We start from the raw sequence: 14,355 nt of genomic DNA, 5'->3' as shown, positions 1-14,355 counted from the left end.
AAATTCTGAGCATTATATTGTGATCATTATGATCATAAATAGATCATAATAAACGTGTGGGGTCATACCTTGAACTGTTTCCTGACAAACCGTGCTCAGCATCCAAACCGCTTAAGTTGGGGCTTAAAACCAACCTGTGATGCCTCGCGCGCCGGTACTTTTTGACAGGAGACTCCGGCCTGAGATGCACTGATCCTCCCCCAGGGGGCTGCCCTCAGCGCAGCTTGTGATGTCGGGGCAATCTCTCTGGCCACGCGGGGCCTGTTCGCGAGGCTCGGGTGGGGAATATGAAAAAGCCGGGCAGCGTGGCTGCCCGGCTTTCAGAGTGTCAGGAGATGGAGCGATCAGCCCTGCAGGGTGCGGACCCCGTAGCCCTCTCCGCGGGCCTTCAGCGCGGCCACAATCGCGATGGAGGCGGCAGCGGTGGTGAAGTAGGGGATCTTGTCCATCAGTGCCGAGCGGCGGATGTCACGGCTGTCCGAAATCGATTGGGTGCCTTCGGTGGTGTTCATCACCATGGCAATCTCGCCGTTCTTCAGCGCGTCCACGATGTTCGGGCGACCTTCATAGACCTTGTTGATCGCGGTGGCGGCGATGCCTTCGGCTTCAAGCCATTTGGCGGTGCCGCGGGTTGCGGTCAGCTCAAAGCCCAGAGCGATGAGGTCACGGGCGGCCTCTGCGAGAGCGGCGGATTTGTCCATGTCTTTGACCGACAGGAACACGCGGCCGCTTTCGGGCAGGGTGACGCCTGCGCCCATCTGCGCCTTCAGGAAGGCCAGCGCGAAGTTGCGGTCCCAGCCCATGACTTCGCCGGTCGAGCGCATTTCCGGCCCGAGGAGCGGGTCAACGCCGGGGAAGCGGGCGAAGGGCAGCACAGCTTCTTTGACCGAATACCAGGGGGTTTTCGGATCTGCGAGGGTCATCGGATCCGCCAGCGGCAGCGGGCTGTCAGGGCCCACGTCTGCGGCATAGGGCGCGCGCAGCGGGAAGTTCGACAGCGGCTCGCCGGCCATAAGACGGGCTGCGATCGAAGCAATCGCCGAATCGGTGGCTTTTGCAACGAAGGGCACGGTGCGCGAAGCACGCGGGTTCACTTCCAGAACAAAGATCACGTCGTCTTTGATCGCGAACTGCACGTTCATCAGGCCGACCACGTTCAGCGCTTTGGCCATCGCCACGGTCTGACGCTTCAGTTCCTCAACGATCTCATCCGAGAGCGAGTGGGGCGGCAGGCAGCAGGCCGAGTCGCCCGAGTGGACGCCCGCTTCCTCGATATGCTCCATGATGCCGGCAACATGGACGTCTTTGCCGTCGCAAAGCGCGTCGACGTCGACTTCGATGGCACCCGAGAGATAGCTGTCCAGAAGCACCGGGCTGTCGCCCGAGACCTGAACGGCGGTGGTGATATAGCGCTTGAGCTGTGCGTCATCGCGCACGATTTCCATCGCGCGGCCGCCCAGAACGAAGGAGGGACGGATCACCAGCGGATAGCCGACGCGCTGCGCGATCTCAAAGGCTTCCTCGCCCGACGAGGCGATGCCGTTGACCGGCTGCTTCAGTCCCAGGTCGTTCAGCAGCTGCTGGAAGCGGCCACGGTCTTCGGCCAGATCGATGGCATCCGGGGTGGTGCCGAGGATCGGGATCCCCTCTTCTTCCAGCGCATTCGCCAGTTTCAGCGGCGTTTGGCCACCGAACTGCACGATCACGCCGTGAAGGGTGCCGTTCTCCTGCTCAACGCGCAGGATTTCCAGCACATGCTCAAGGGTCAGCGGCTCGAAATACAGACGGTCCGAGGTGTCATAGTCGGTCGACACGGTCTCGGGGTTGCAGTTGATCATGATGGTCTCATAGCCCTGCGCGGTCAGCGCATAGCAGGCATGGACGCAGCAGTAATCGAACTCGATGCCCTGACCGATCCGGTTCGGGCCGCCGCCGAGAATGACCACCTTTTTCGCATCCGAGGGACGCGCTTCGCATTCCACCTCGCCCATCGCCGGGGCTTCATAGGTCGAATACATATAGGGGGTCTGGGCTTCAAACTCGGCACCGCAGGTGTCGATGCGCTTGAAGACCGCTTTGACGCCAAGGTTGCGGCGCGCGCGGCGGACCTGCGCTTCGTCACGACCGGTCAGCGTGGCCAGACGCTTGTCGGTGAAGCCCATCATTTTCAGTTTGCGCAGACCGTCTTCGGTGACCGGCAGGCCGTTCTTACGGACATCTGCTTCCGCATCGATGATTTCGCGGATGCGCGACAGGAACCAGGGATCAAACGAGGTGATCGCCTGAATGTCGTCATTGCTGAAGCCTTCGCGCATCGCCTGAGCGATCACACGCAGACGGTCCGGGGTGGCTTCCGACAGCGCCTTTGAGATGGCGGCACGATCCGGTGCGCCCGGGATCTCGATCTCGTCAAAGCCCGAGAGACCGGTTTCCAGCGAAGCGAGCGCTTTTTGCAGCGATTCGTGGATGGTCCGGCCGATGGCCATAACCTCACCCACCGATTTCATCGCGGTGGTCAGGTTCGGCTGCGAGCCCGGGAATTTCTCAAAAGCAAAGCGCGGGATCTTGGTGACGACATAGTCGATGGTCGGCTCAAAGGAGGCCGGGGTCACCTTGGTGATGTCGTTGTCGAGCTCATCGAGCGTATAGCCGACCGCCAGTTTCGCCGCGATCTTTGCAATCGGGAAGCCGGTGGCTTTCGAGGCCAGCGCCGAGGAGCGCGACACCCGCGGGTTCATCTCGATGACGACCATACGGCCGTCTTTCGGGTTGATCGCCCATTGCACGTTCGAGCCGCCGGTTTCCACACCGATCTCGCGCAGAACGGCGATCGAGCCGTTGCGCATGATCTGATATTCTTTGTCGGTCAGCGTCAGGGCAGGGGCCACGGTGATACTGTCACCGGTGTGCACACCCATCGGATCGATGTTCTCGATCGCGCAGACGATGATGGCGTTGTCTTTTTTATCGCGGACAACCTCCATCTCATATTCTTTCCAGCCCAGCAGCGATTCATCGACCAGAACCTGCGCCATGGGCGAGGCCTCAAGGCCCGAACGCACGATGGCTTCATAGTCATCGCGGTTGTAAGCCACGCCGCCGCCGGTGCCGCCGAGGGTGAAGGCGGGACGGATGATCGCGGGCAGACCGATGTGCTCAAGATCCTTCATCGCCTGAGCGATGCCGGCGTTGATGTCATATTTGCCATTGGGCAGCTTCGGCGCGGCAACGATGGTCGCTTTGGGGTTCTCAATGCCCAGACGGTCCATGGCTTCGCGGAAGAGTTTACGGTCTTCCGCCATCTCAATGGCTTCGCGCTTGGCGCCGATCAGCTGGACGTTGAACTTCTCCAGCACGCCCATATCGGCCAGTGCGAGCGAGGTGTTCAGGCCGGTCTGGCCGCCCATGGTCGGCAGCAGCGCATCGGGGCGCTCGATCTCGATGATCTTGGCGACGACTTCCGGGGTGATCGGCTCAATATAGGTCGCATCCGCGAGGCCTGGGTCGGTCATAATGGTCGCGGGGTTCGAGTTCACCAGGATGACCCGGTAGCCCTCTTCGCGCAGCGCCTTACAGGCCTGAGCGCCCGAATAGTCAAATTCGCAGGCCTGGCCGATAACAATGGGCCCTGCCCCGATGATCATAATGGACTTGATATCGGTTCTTTTCGGCATGGGATCCTCTGGCGTTTCAGGCGGCAAATTGATCGGCGTTATAGGCATGGGCGGCAGGATCGCAAGTCAATAACGGGGGGAGACATGCGATTTCCCGCATCCTGCCCTGTGCAAAGCGACGCAGGGGGCCGACAGCTTGAGGAATCGCCCGATCGCAGCTATGGCTGACCCTTTGTTGCTGCCGTTGCGGCGACCCTCCGGATGGCTTCCATGACCCCCCGCATGTCCTTTCCTGCGCATGTCCGCGCGCTTTTGATTCTTGCGCTGCCACTGATCGGCAGCCACGTGGCTCAGGTGATCCTGCATGTCACCAATACCGTCATGCTCGGCTGGTACAGCGTCGAGGCTCTGGCGGGCGGGGTGCTGGGGGCCTCGACCTTCTTCATCATGTTCCTGCTCGGCGCGGGCTTTGCCGCCGCCGTCATGCCGCTTGCCGCAGAGGCGCTCGGCCGGGGGGATGAAACACAGGTGCGCCGCGCCACCCGGATGGGCATGTGGCTCTCCATCGGCTTTTCGGTGCTGATCTACCCGGTCTTCTGGTTCTCCTATGAGATCCTGATGCTGCTCGGTCAGAAACATGAGGTGGCGCAGAACGCCCAGGCCTTCATGCGGGTGACGGGCCTGGGCATGGCCCCTGCGCTGCTGGTCATGGTCATGAAAAGCTTTCTCGCGGCCCAGGGGCGCGCGCAGATCGTGCTCTGGGTTACGGTGGCGGCGGCCTTTGTGAACGCCGGGCTGAACTGGCTCTTCATCTTCGGCAACTACGGACTGCCGGAGCTGGGCATCCAGGGCGCCGCGCTTTCCTCCGTTACGGTGCAAAGCCTCAGCTTCCTTGCGATCGCCCTCTGGGCGGGCTTCCACTCGAAGATCCGCCACTTCAAACTCTTTCAGCGCTTCTGGCGGGCCGATCCCGGCGCGCTCAGCCAGGTGTTCCGGCTTGGCTGGCCCATCGGTTTCACCTCTCTGATGGAGGGGGGGCTTTTCAATGCCGCGGCCCTGATGATGGGCTGGATCGGCACGGTTGAGCTTGCCGCCCATGGTATCGCGCTGGAGATCACCTCGCTCACCTTCATGATCCACGTGGGCCTTGCCAATGCAGCCACGGTGCGAGTCGGCCTGGCCCAGGGGGCAGGCGATGCCCGGGCGCTGCGCGACGGCGCCTGGACCGCCCTGGCGGTCAGCCAGAGCATCGGTCTGTTCATCATCGCGGCTTTCCTGATTTTCCCCGAACTGCTCATTGGCCTCTTTCTCGATGAGGCCAATCCCCGCGCGGCTGAAATCATCGCCTATGGCTCGGTCCTGCTGATGATGTCGGCCCTCTTCCAGGTGGCTGATGCCGCACAGGCCGTCTCATTGGGTCTTTTGCGCGGGATCCAGGACACAAGGGTGCCGATGTATATCGCCGCCATCACCTATTGGGGCATCGGCATTCCGGCCAGCTATCTTCTGGCCTTTAAAGCCGGCCTGGGCGGCCCGGGTATCTGGCTCGGCCTCGTGATCGGCCTCTCGCTCACCGCCGTCTGCCTGATCTGGCGCTTTCGCAAAAGCGCCCCCCGCCCCTGAGGTCCAAAACCCCTGACAGCAAAGGGCCGCCTGAGATGTTTTCCCGGGCGGCCCTTTGGCTTTTCTTAAATACTCAATCTGCCCCCCCGCGCCGCCTCAGCCCCGGCCGATGAGGGGCATGGTGGTCGCCATCAGCGTGGTCCATTGCGCATTGGCTTCCGCCGGCAGGGCGGCGAGATGCGCCACGGTCGCGGCCACGGTCGACAGCTCCATCATCGGCGTTTCTTCCGCCGCCGGATCCGCCGCTTTCATCCGCTCAACATGGGCCTTCAGCAACTCCGTGCGCGCATTGCCGATATCAATCTGCCCCACAGCGATGCGAAACTCCCGCCCGTCAAGCGACAGCTGTTTCGTCAGCCCCGTCACGGCATGTTTGGTCGTGGTATAACAGACCGAGCCCCAGCGCGGCGACTGCGCCGCCACCGAGCCATTGTTCAGAATCCGCCCGCCCATCGGCACCTGACGGCGCATGATCGAAAAGGCCTCGCGGGCGCAGTAAAACATCCCCGTCTGATTGACCGCTACCGAGCGCAGCCAGTCGTCCGGGTCGATCTCATCAATCAAGCCGGCCGGGGTGAAAATCCCGGCATTGTTGAACAGAAAATCCAGCCGCCCGAACTGCGCCACCGTCTCGCGGAAAGCGGCCTTCACCTGTTCGGCATCCGTTACATCGCAGACCAGCGGCAGCGCCCCGGCCCGGCCGCCCGCCACTTCCGCCAGCCTCTCCCCGCGCCGCGCCAGAAGGGCCACCTGCCAGCCCTCGCTCAGCAGGCGTTGCGCGACGGCGGCTCCGATCCCGTCAGAGGCGCCGGTCACAATCGCGCTGCGGCTCATCTCAGAAAGCCTTGAAGGTCATCGTGGTCAGCGTGCGCACGATCCCCGGAATGTCAAAGAGCGCGCGGGACAGGAAATGCCCCACATCTTCGCCCTCTGGAATGTAAACCTTTGCGATCAGGTCATATTCCCCGGAGGTCGAGTAAAGCTCCGAGACGACCTCGCGGTCCCAGATGGCGCTGGCCACCTCATAGGTCTTACCTGGCTGGCAGCGGAACTGAACAAAAACAGCGGTCATCAGCATCTCCCTCACGATCGCCGCCAGAATAGGCGGGGGGCGCGTGAAGGGGAAGGCCTGCAAAGAGAGTATCGCCGGGGGGGCGTGGTTACTCTCTGTTAAGAAGCATTTGCCACAGTATCTCCTGAGAGGGCAGGGGAATCATATGCAGATCAGCTGTGAAGAAACGGGCGGAACCATGGTGGCGCGGGTCTGCGAAGACCGCGTCGACGCCGCTGTCGCCATCCATTTTAAAGAGCGGATGCGTGAGATTTTTCAAAAGCCGTCCGAGCGGATTGTTCTGGACATGTCGCGGGTGGATTTCCTCGACAGCAGCGGTCTCGGGGCGGTGGTGGCGGTCATGAAACTCGCCGGACCTGAGCGGCGTCTTGAACTCGCCGCTCTGACCCCCACGGTCGAAAAGGTGTTTCGCCTGACCCGCATGGATCAGGTCTTCACCATTCACGCTGAGGTGCCGCAGGCAGGGGGGGACGATGGCCGGTGATCCCGTTCAGGAATTTCAGGGCCTGCGCCGCGTCATCGCGGCCGATCCCTTTGAGGTGCGCCGCACTCTGCAGGAACTGCCCGGCGCGATTGCCGGGGTCGCGCTGCACGAAGATCTTCGCGTCGCGCTGGAGATCGTGCTGGCTGAGGTGCTGAACAATATTGTCGAGCATGGCTATGAGGGGCAGGGCGGTGACATTGAACTTTCGGTGCTGCCGCTCGACCGGGGGGTGATGTGTCTTGTCACCGACAAGGGCCGCCCGCTGCCCGATGGCCGCCTGCCTGAGGGGCGTCTGCCTGACCTGCCTGCACAGCCTGCCGGTCTGGATGGTCTGCCGGAGGGGGGCTTCGGATGGCACATGATCCGGGCCCTTGCCTCAGACATCCGTTTCGACCGGGTCAGGGGGGCCAATCAACTGCGATTTTGCCTGCGTCCTGAGGCAGCGGCGTGACATGCGGCACACTCCCGCCGCCTGTTACGGCCTTTGCCGAGAGATCGTGTGACACTTTCCGGCCGCCGGCGTTCCCCGCGCCCCTTGTCATTTCCCTCTGCCAGAGAGCGTTATGCGGAACGCTCTGTCTCTATGATGTGTTAGCCCCAAGCCAGGGCTCTGGCGAAAGGCTGCGGCCCTTTTTCGGCCCGTGCTGTCACCGTGTCGCCAGAGAGGGAATGAACGAACTCTCCCTCTGGACTTTGGCCTCTGCCGCCCCGCCTCACAGTGAAAACCTGAATCCCGCCCCGGGGGGCACCCACCCGAACAGGCTCTGTGAAAGGCATTCGCCTTCAAGGGCGACCGCGCGATTTTTAAACAAGGGATACGCCGCGCGGGGCAATCGGTCAGGCCCCTGACTGAGGGAGTGGGGTCACGCCCGGCCCCCTGAAGGCCCGGGCAGTCTGCCATCCCTTTGATCGCCTTCCGGATGTCATCAGGGCGCAGCTATACCTGCACCCGCGTAGCAGCATCTCAGATGCGGGCAGGAGTGCCATAGCCGCCCGCCCCTCAGCCAATATCGACCTGCTGACGGGGGGCGTTGATGGGCCCTGCGCTCAGGCGGCAGCGGTGGCGGGCAGAACCTTGCTCCTGATCTCCCCTTTGCCCGGGGGCTCTGCGAGGGCGTTGATCTGTCTTTCCCAAAAGCGACAGCCTTCATCCGGCCCTGGCCTGACGGGGGCAGCGGCATCTTGTCACCGTCTGGTCATCCGCTATGCTGTCTGTACCTCGGGGTGTCAGGCTGGTCCTGGCTGAGATGCAGTTGCGAACCCGTTGAACCTGAACCGGCTCATACCGGCGGAGGGAAGGTGCATCGGGCCTGCCGGCGCTGCTTTCTCCGCTGTCACAAGGAGGCAAGGATGAAAGCCCTTATCTGTGCAGCTTCACTTCTCACCCTGACCGCCGGTGCGGCGCTGGCGCAAAAGCCGGTGTTGACCGTGCTGACCTATGACAGTTTCGCGGCGGACTGGGGGCCGGGGCCCATTGTCGAGAAAGCCTTTGAGGCGCAGTGCGGCTGTGATCTGCGCTTTCTGCCCGGCGGCGACGGCGCGGCTGTTCTGGCACGCCTGCGGCTGGAAGGCGCGCGCTCAGAAGCTGATGTGGTTCTGGGGCTTGATACCGCACTGACGGCCCAGGCCGCCGCAACCGGGCTTTTTGTGCCCCATGGGCAGGCCGCCGCCCCCGATCTGCCGGTGCCTTTTGAAGACCCGCTGTTTCTGCCCTTCGACTGGGGCTGGTTTGCCTTTAACTATGACAAAACCCGCCTGCCCGGCCCGCCGGCCTCTTTCGAAGAGCTTGCTGCTTCGGATCTGAAAGTGGTGATCCAGGACCCGCGTTCCTCGACGCCTGGTCTGGGGCTGGTGATGTGGGTGAAGGCCGCCTACGGCGCGCGGGCGGCAGAGATCTGGGAGGGGCTGTCGGATAATATTCTGACCGTGACCCCCGGCTGGTCAGAGGCCTATGATCTCTTCCTGAAGGGAGAGGCGGATATGGTGCTGTCCTATTCCACCTCGCCCGCCTATCACCTGATCGCTGAGAAAGACGACAGCAAGGCGGCGGCGGAGTTCGCCGAAGGCCATTACATGCAGATCGAAGTGGCGGGCATGCTGAAATCTGCCCGTGAGCCCGGGCTTGCGCAGCAGTTCATGGCATTTCTGCTGAGCAGCGAGTTCCAGGCGGCAATCCCTGAGACCAACTGGATGTATCCCGCCAAAATCCCCGCAGAGGGGCTGCCTGCCGGGTTTGAGACCCTGATGAAGCCGGAAAAATCCCTACTGTTCAGCGCGGATGAAGCGGCAGCGATACGGTCTGATGCGGTGGATGAATGGCGCAGCGCGCTGTCAAAATAAGTCTGAACCTGCCCGGGCGGGCGCTGGCCATTGTCATCGCGCTCCTGCTGGGCGGCGCGGGGCTGGCGCTGGCGCTGCAGTCGGGGCGGCCGGTGTTATCATCGGCTGACTGGAGCGCGGTGCGCTTTTCGCTGACCCAGGCGGTGCTTTCAGCGCTGCTCTCGGTAGCGCTGGCGCTGCCGGTGGCGCGGGCGCTGGCGCGGCGGCGCTTTGCGGGGCGGGGGCTGCTGATCGCGGCCATGGGGGCGCCCTTTCTGCTGCCGGTGCTGGTTGCGGCGCTGGGTCTGTTGGGGGTCTTTGGCCGCAACGGGCTTTTGAATCAGGGGCTTGCGGCCTTTGGCCTGCCGGGCGTGCAGATCTATGGCTTAAGCGGCGTGTTGCTGGGCCATGTCTTTCTGAATATGCCGCTGGCGGTGCGGATGCTGCTGCACGGCTGGCAGGCCATCCCGCAGGAGCAGGTGCGGCTGGCGGAAAGCCTGGGGCTTGGTCCGCGGGCGCTCTTTCGCCATCTGGAACTGCCGATGCTGCGTCAGGTGGTGCCGGGGGCGCTGCTGGCGGTGTTTCTGGTTTGTCTCAGCAGCTTTGCACTGGTGCTGATCCTTGGGGGCGGGCCGAAGGCCACCACGCTGGAGCTGGCGATCTATCAGGCGGTGCGCTTTGATTTTGATCTGCCACGGGCGGCGGCGCTGGCGCTGGTGCAGTTTGGCCTTTGTGCGCTGGCGGTTCTGCTGGCCGGGGGGCAGGCGCGCATGCCGCTCGGGGGCGGGCTGGACCGGGCGCAGCGCCTGCCGCAGCCGGGGGGCTGGCGGCGCGGGGCGGACGGGCTGGCGCTGGTGCTGGCGGCGGCTTTTCTGGCCGCGCCGCTCAGTGTGGTGGTGCTGCGCGGCCTGCCGGGGCTTTTCAGCCTGCCCGGGGTGGTCTGGCAGGCGGCGCTGACCTCTGTGCTGATGGCGCTGGCGGCGGCGGTTCTCTGCGGGCTCTGCCTGCTGGCCCTGACGCCTGCGGCGGTGGCCGGGCGGCGCGGGGTGGAACTGGCGGCCATGGCGCCGATGGCGACTTCCTCTCTGGCGCTGGGGGCGGGGCTTTTTCTGATCCTGAACCCCTTTGTGGCGCCATCGTCGCTCTCGCTGCCGATCACGGTCCTGGTCAATGTGCTGATGTCACTGCCTTTTGGACTGAGGCTGCTGATGCCCGCCTGGGCCGCGGCAGAGGCCGGGCAGGGGCGGTTGGCCGACAACCTTGGCATGCGGGGGCTGGCGCGGCTGCGCTTCGCGCTGATGCCGCGACTGCGCAGACCCTTTGGCATGGCGCTTGGGGTGGCGGCGGCTTTGTCGATGGGCGATCTGGGAGTCATCACGCTGTTCGCCAGCGACCAGAGCCTGACCCTGCCCTTGCAGGTCTGGAGCCTGATGGGTGCCTACCGCAGTGCCCAGGCCGAAGCGGCGGCGCTGCTGCTGGTGCTGCTATCTTTCGGGCTTTTTGCACTTTTTGATTTCTGGGGGCGACGCAATGCTGCGGCTTGAGGCTTTGACGCTGGTGCAGGATGACTTTCGCCTGAGCGCCGATTTCTCCATTGCGGCGGGGGCGCGGGTGGCGGTGATCGGCCCGTCCGGCGCGGGGAAATCCTCGCTCCTTTCCGCCATCGCGGGGTTTTATGCCCCCGCATCGGGCCGCATCCTTTGGGAGGGACGCGATATCGGCGGGCTGGCCCCGGGGGCGCGGCCGCTCTCGATGCTGTTTCAGGACGGCAATCTTTTCCCGCATTTAACCGTGACGGAAAACCTTGGCCTGGGGATTTCGCCTGACCTGCGGCTCACGGCAACGGACCGCGAAAGCATCTCAGAGGCGCTGGCGCGGGTGGGGCTGGCAGGCTTTGGCCCGCGCCGTCCCGCGCAGCTTTCGGGCGGAGAGCAGTCGCGGGTGGCGCTGGCGCGGGTTCTCTTGCGCGCGCGGCCCCTGCTGCTGCTGGATGAGCCCTTCGCGGCGCTTGGCCCGGCGCTGAAAGAACAGATGCTCGATCTGGTGGCAGAGCTTTGCGCGGCCACCGGGATCACCCTGCTGATGGTGACCCATGATCCGCAGGACGCGCTGCGGCTTTGTCCGCAGACGGTGCTGGTGGCGGAAGGCATGGCCCGCCCCCCGGAGGAGACGGGCCGCTTTCTGGCCGATCCGCCCGAGGTGCTGCAACGCTATCTCGGCGGCCGGCGCTTTGTGTGATCAGCCGCGCGCAAAGCGGGCGAGGCGGCCCTGGATGATCTCTTCGGCTTCGGCGATGATGCGCGAGATCAGCTCCTGGCAGCTGGGGATGTCATGGATCAGGCCCTGGACCTGACCGCCCCAGACCAGACCGGCATCCACATCCCCGGTGGTCAGCGCCTGACGGCCCTTTGCGCCCGACACCAGCGGCTGGATATCTTTGAACTCAACATCCGGGCGGGCGCTGATCTCCAGCACCTTCTCAGCCACTGAGTTTTTCGTCACACGACCGGTGTTCTTAAAGCCGCGGAAGATCAGCGCGGTGTCGCGCTCGGTATTCGAGATCAGCAGGTTTTTGATATTGTCGTGGATCGGTGCCTCTTTGGTCACGCAAAAGCGCGTGCCCATATTGATGCCCTCCGCGCCAAGCGCGAGGGCTGCCACCAGACCGCGCCCGTCGCCAAAGCCGCCCGAAGCCAGCATCGGCACTTTGATCTGATCGGCCGCTGCCGGGATCAGCACAAGGCCCGGCACATCGTCTTCGCCCGGGTGGCCCGCGCATTCAAAGCCGTCGATCGAGATGATATCGGCGCCCATTTTCACCGCCGAGACGGCATGGCGCACCGAGGTGCATTTATGCACCACCGTGATGCCGTGGGATTTGAAATCCTCAACATGCTCCTGCGGGCGGCCGCCTGCGGTTTCAACAATCTTCACGCCGCTGTCGATGATCGCTTTGCGGTAATCGGCATAGGGCGGCGGGTTGACCGATGGCAGCACCGTCAGGTTCACGCCGAAGGGTTTGTCGGTCAGACCGCGGCAGCGCTCAATCTCGCGGCGGAGGTCGTCGGGCGTGGGCTGGGTGAGCGCGGTGATGATGCCAAGCCCCCCGGCATTGGAGACCGCTGCCGCCATATCGGCGGTGCCGACCCACATCATGCCACCCTGAACGATGGGATGCTCAATCCCGAGCATCTCGGTAATACGGGTTGAAATCGCCATAGTGTTTCCTCCGCTGGCGGTGGTCTCCGGCCCCCTTGACGGGAGCCGGACCGGGTTCAGGTCAGGCCTGGTGCGCTTTCAGATACTCGCGGCGCAGCTTGCGCGACAGGGACCATTTGTGGACCTCAGTCGGGCCGTCATAGATGCGGAAGGCGCGGATTTCGCGGAAGATCGTCTCCACGATGGTATCGCGCGAAACGCCCTGACCGCCCATGACCTGCACGCAGCGGTCGGCCACGCGCATCAGCGCCTCGGAAACCGCCACCTTGGCCATCGAGCTTTCAGTGCCGCCATCCGCCCCGCTGTCGAGGATATCGGCGCACCAATAGGTCATCAGCTCCGCCTGCTTCAGATCCAGCAGGTTTTCGGCCAGCATGAAGCCCACGCCCTCATGCTCAATCAGCAGCTTGCCGAAGGCCTTGCGGCGGCAGGCGTAATCCACCGCGATCTCATGGGCGCGGATACAGCCGCCCAGCCAGCGCATGCAGTGAGACAGCCGCGCCGGGGCCAGACGGACCTGGGCGTATTTAAAGCCCTCACCGCTTTGGCCGAGCATCTGATCGGCGGGCACGCGCAGATTGTCGATGTGAATGACCGAATGGCCCCCCGGCATCGAGCTGTCGATGGTATCGAGGACGCGCTCGATCTTGATCGCCGGGTTCGGCAGGTCGACGAGGAACATACAGGCCCCCTCTTCCGACTTTGCCATGACGATTCCGACCTTCGCGCCATTCGCACCGGTGATCAGGGTCTTGCGGCCGTTGATCACCCAGTGATTGCCGTCCTGCACACAGGTCGTCAGCATCATTGAGGGATCAGAGCCTGCGCCGTTTTCATCCGCAGGTTCGGTCATAAAGAAGGCCGAGCGCGCATCGCCCGCGACCATGGGCTTCAGGAAACGCTCTTTCAGCTCCGGCGAGGCGACTCTGCCCAGCAGGAACATATTGCCCTCATCCGGCGCGGTGGTGTTCAGCGCCACCGGCCCCAGCGGCGAGAGGCCCGAGCGGATCAGCACGGCAGCGGTTTCGCGCTGCGTCAGATGGCCGGTGCCGCCCGGAATATGCGGCGTGATCAGACCTGCGGCTTTGGCCTTTGCGCGCATCTCAACGACCAGCTCTTCGAGCGGGCCGTGGTCGTCGCGGCGGCTGTCTTTTTCGTAAGGCACAACGGTTTCGCGCACGAAGGCTTCGACCTGATCGGCCAGAGCCAGGGCGCGGTCTGAGATGCCGCTGCGTTCGGGGGAGTAAGCACTGTAGCTCATTTCGGGGCCATCCGGATTGCGCCGTCGAGGCGGATTACTTCACCGTTGAGCATCGGGTTCTCAACAATTGACTGCGCGAGCTGCGCATATTCGTCCGGATTGCCCAGACGCGCCGGGAAGGGCACCTGACGGCCAAGGCTGTCCTGAGCGTCCTGCGGCAGCGAGGCCAGCAGCGGCGTGAGGAAAAGACCCGGTGCGATGGTCATGACGCGGATGCCGTAGCGGGCAAATTCGCGTGCGATCGGCAGCGCCATGCCGACAATGGCACCTTTCGAGGCTGCATAGGCGGCCTGGCCGATCTGGCCCTCAAAGGCGGCGACGGAGGCCGTGTTGATGATCACCCCGCGCTCTTCGCCGATCAGATCCGCGGTATGAACGGCGGCTGCGAATTTCGACAGCACATTGAAGCTGCCCACCAGATTCACATCGATGATTTTGGTGAATTCTTTCAGCGCGATGGCTTTGCCGTCGCGGTCAATCACTTTGGCAGGCGGGCCGATGCCGGCGCAGTTCACCAGGATGCGGGCTTTGCCGTGCAGCCCTTCGGCTTCGGCAATCGCGGCTTCCACAGCGCTTTCATCGGTGACGTTGAGCTTGATGAAGTGACCGCCGATCTCAGCCGCTTTCGCCGCACCGAGGGTCTCATTCATGTCGAAAATGGTCACTTTCGCCCCGGTCTTCGCCAGCCGCGCGGCCGTGGCACCGCCAAGGCCCGAAGCGCCGCCGGTCACGATTGCCGCCTGTCCGTCAATAATCACGGATG

12 protein-coding genes and 1 riboswitch are annotated in these 14,355 nt (G+C 63.7%); of the genes, 6 read left to right on the top strand and 6 right to left on the bottom strand.

The window, feature by feature from the left end; translation table 11 throughout:
* Positions 1–344: 344 nt before the first annotated feature.
* Positions 345–3,674, bottom strand: coding sequence for a carbamoyl-phosphate synthase large subunit (carB, locus tag EP867_RS06625; RefSeq protein ID WP_128487423.1), 3,330 nt, complete (start codon positions 3,672–3,674; stop codon positions 345–347).
* A 210-nt stretch (positions 3,675–3,884) separates the two neighbouring features.
* Between carB and EP867_RS06620 the strand changes: the two genes are divergently transcribed.
* On the top strand, positions 3,885–5,237 hold the full coding sequence (locus EP867_RS06620; RefSeq protein WP_164888783.1) for an MATE family efflux transporter: 1,353 nt from the start codon (positions 3,885–3,887) through the stop codon (positions 5,235–5,237).
* Between the two features lie 96 nt (positions 5,238–5,333).
* Here the strand turns inward: EP867_RS06620 and EP867_RS06615 are convergent, their stop codons facing one another.
* Positions 5,334–6,071 carry an SDR family oxidoreductase gene (locus tag EP867_RS06615; RefSeq protein ID WP_128487422.1) on the bottom strand — a complete coding sequence of 246 codons (738 nt, stop codon included), beginning with the start codon at positions 6,069–6,071 and terminating at the stop codon, positions 5,334–5,336.
* A 1-nt stretch (position 6,072) separates the two neighbouring features.
* Positions 6,073–6,309, bottom strand: a complete 237-nt coding sequence (locus EP867_RS06610) for an Lrp/AsnC ligand binding domain-containing protein (RefSeq protein ID WP_128487421.1) — start codon at positions 6,307–6,309, stop codon at positions 6,073–6,075.
* 145 nt (positions 6,310–6,454) lie between these two features.
* Between EP867_RS06610 and EP867_RS06605 the strand changes: the two genes are divergently transcribed.
* The 5 genes from EP867_RS06605 to EP867_RS06585 all read left to right on the top strand — a co-directional run bounded on the left by EP867_RS06605 (position 6,455) and on the right by EP867_RS06585 (position 11,350).
* The gene (locus EP867_RS06605) at positions 6,455–6,793 is read left to right on the top strand and encodes an STAS domain-containing protein (RefSeq protein ID WP_128487420.1); all 339 of its coding nucleotides are present in this window, start codon (positions 6,455–6,457) and stop codon (positions 6,791–6,793) included.
* On the top strand, positions 6,783–7,244 hold the full coding sequence (locus tag EP867_RS06600; RefSeq protein WP_128487419.1) for an ATP-binding protein: 462 nt from the start codon (positions 6,783–6,785) through the stop codon (positions 7,242–7,244). The genes EP867_RS06605 and EP867_RS06600 overlap by 11 nt, the downstream gene beginning before the upstream one ends.
* A 759-nt stretch (positions 7,245–8,003) precedes the next feature.
* Positions 8,004–8,107: riboswitch (TPP riboswitch) on the top strand.
* Positions 8,108–8,143: 36 nt separating this feature from the next.
* The gene (thiB, locus tag EP867_RS06595) at positions 8,144–9,133 is read left to right on the top strand and encodes a thiamine ABC transporter substrate binding subunit (protein WP_128487418.1); all 990 of its coding nucleotides are present in this window, start codon (positions 8,144–8,146) and stop codon (positions 9,131–9,133) included.
* Entirely contained in the window at positions 9,109–10,656 is a 1,548-nt protein-coding gene (locus EP867_RS06590; RefSeq protein WP_128487417.1) for an ABC transporter permease subunit, read from the top strand. The genes thiB and EP867_RS06590 overlap by 25 nt, the downstream gene beginning before the upstream one ends.
* The gene (locus EP867_RS06585) at positions 10,643–11,350 is read left to right on the top strand and encodes a thiamine ABC transporter ATP-binding protein (protein ID WP_128487416.1); all 708 of its coding nucleotides are present in this window, start codon (positions 10,643–10,645) and stop codon (positions 11,348–11,350) included. The genes EP867_RS06590 and EP867_RS06585 overlap by 14 nt, the downstream gene beginning before the upstream one ends.
* Here EP867_RS06585 and EP867_RS06580 read toward each other — a convergent pair whose 3' ends face one another.
* The 3 genes from EP867_RS06580 to EP867_RS06570 are packed head-to-tail and all read right to left on the bottom strand — an operon-like array spanning position 11,351 to position 14,350.
* The gene (locus tag EP867_RS06580; RefSeq protein ID WP_277749356.1) at positions 11,351–12,391 is read right to left on the bottom strand and encodes an NAD(P)H-dependent flavin oxidoreductase; all 1,041 of its coding nucleotides are present in this window, start codon (positions 12,389–12,391) and stop codon (positions 11,351–11,353) included.
* 1 nt (position 12,392) lies between these two features.
* Positions 12,393–13,592 carry an acyl-CoA dehydrogenase family protein gene (locus EP867_RS06575; protein WP_128487414.1) on the bottom strand — a complete coding sequence of 400 codons (1,200 nt, stop codon included), beginning with the start codon at positions 13,590–13,592 and terminating at the stop codon, positions 12,393–12,395.
* Positions 13,589–14,350: an SDR family NAD(P)-dependent oxidoreductase gene (locus EP867_RS06570; protein ID WP_128487413.1), complete on the bottom strand. Its 762-nt coding sequence runs from the start codon at positions 14,348–14,350 to the stop codon at positions 13,589–13,591. The genes EP867_RS06575 and EP867_RS06570 overlap by 4 nt, the downstream gene beginning before the upstream one ends.
* Positions 14,351–14,355 lie beyond the last annotated feature (5 nt).

The sequence above is a fragment of the Falsigemmobacter intermedius genome (genome assembly GCF_004054105.1).
GTDB lineage: Bacteria > Pseudomonadota > Alphaproteobacteria > Rhodobacterales > Rhodobacteraceae > Wagnerdoeblera > Wagnerdoeblera intermedia.
This window is presented reverse-complemented; position numbering and strand designations above follow the sequence as displayed.

Bases quoted from the DNA above. Each gene is read 5' to 3' on its own strand.
- EP867_RS06600 (WP_128487419.1), top strand. From the start codon at position 6,783: ATGGCCGGTGATCCCGTTCAGGAATTTCAGGGCCTGCGCCGCGTCATC.
- EP867_RS06585 (WP_128487416.1), top strand. From the start codon at position 10,643: ATGCTGCGGCTTGAGGCTTTGACGCTGGTGCAGGATGACTTTCGCCTG.
- EP867_RS06590 (WP_128487417.1), top strand. From the start codon at position 9,109: ATGGCGCAGCGCGCTGTCAAAATAAGTCTGAACCTGCCCGGGCGGGCG.
- thiB (WP_128487418.1), top strand. From the start codon at position 8,144: ATGAAAGCCCTTATCTGTGCAGCTTCACTTCTCACCCTGACCGCCGGT.
- carB (WP_128487423.1), bottom strand. From the start codon at position 3,674: ATGCCGAAAAGAACCGATATCAAGTCCATTATGATCATCGGGGCAGGG.
- EP867_RS06605 (WP_128487420.1), top strand. From the start codon at position 6,455: ATGCAGATCAGCTGTGAAGAAACGGGCGGAACCATGGTGGCGCGGGTC.
- EP867_RS06610 (WP_128487421.1), bottom strand. From the start codon at position 6,309: ATGACCGCTGTTTTTGTTCAGTTCCGCTGCCAGCCAGGTAAGACCTAT.
- EP867_RS06615 (WP_128487422.1), bottom strand. From the start codon at position 6,071: ATGAGCCGCAGCGCGATTGTGACCGGCGCCTCTGACGGGATCGGAGCC.
- EP867_RS06620 (WP_164888783.1), top strand. From the start codon at position 3,885: ATGACCCCCCGCATGTCCTTTCCTGCGCATGTCCGCGCGCTTTTGATT.
- EP867_RS06575 (WP_128487414.1), bottom strand. From the start codon at position 13,592: ATGAGCTACAGTGCTTACTCCCCCGAACGCAGCGGCATCTCAGACCGC.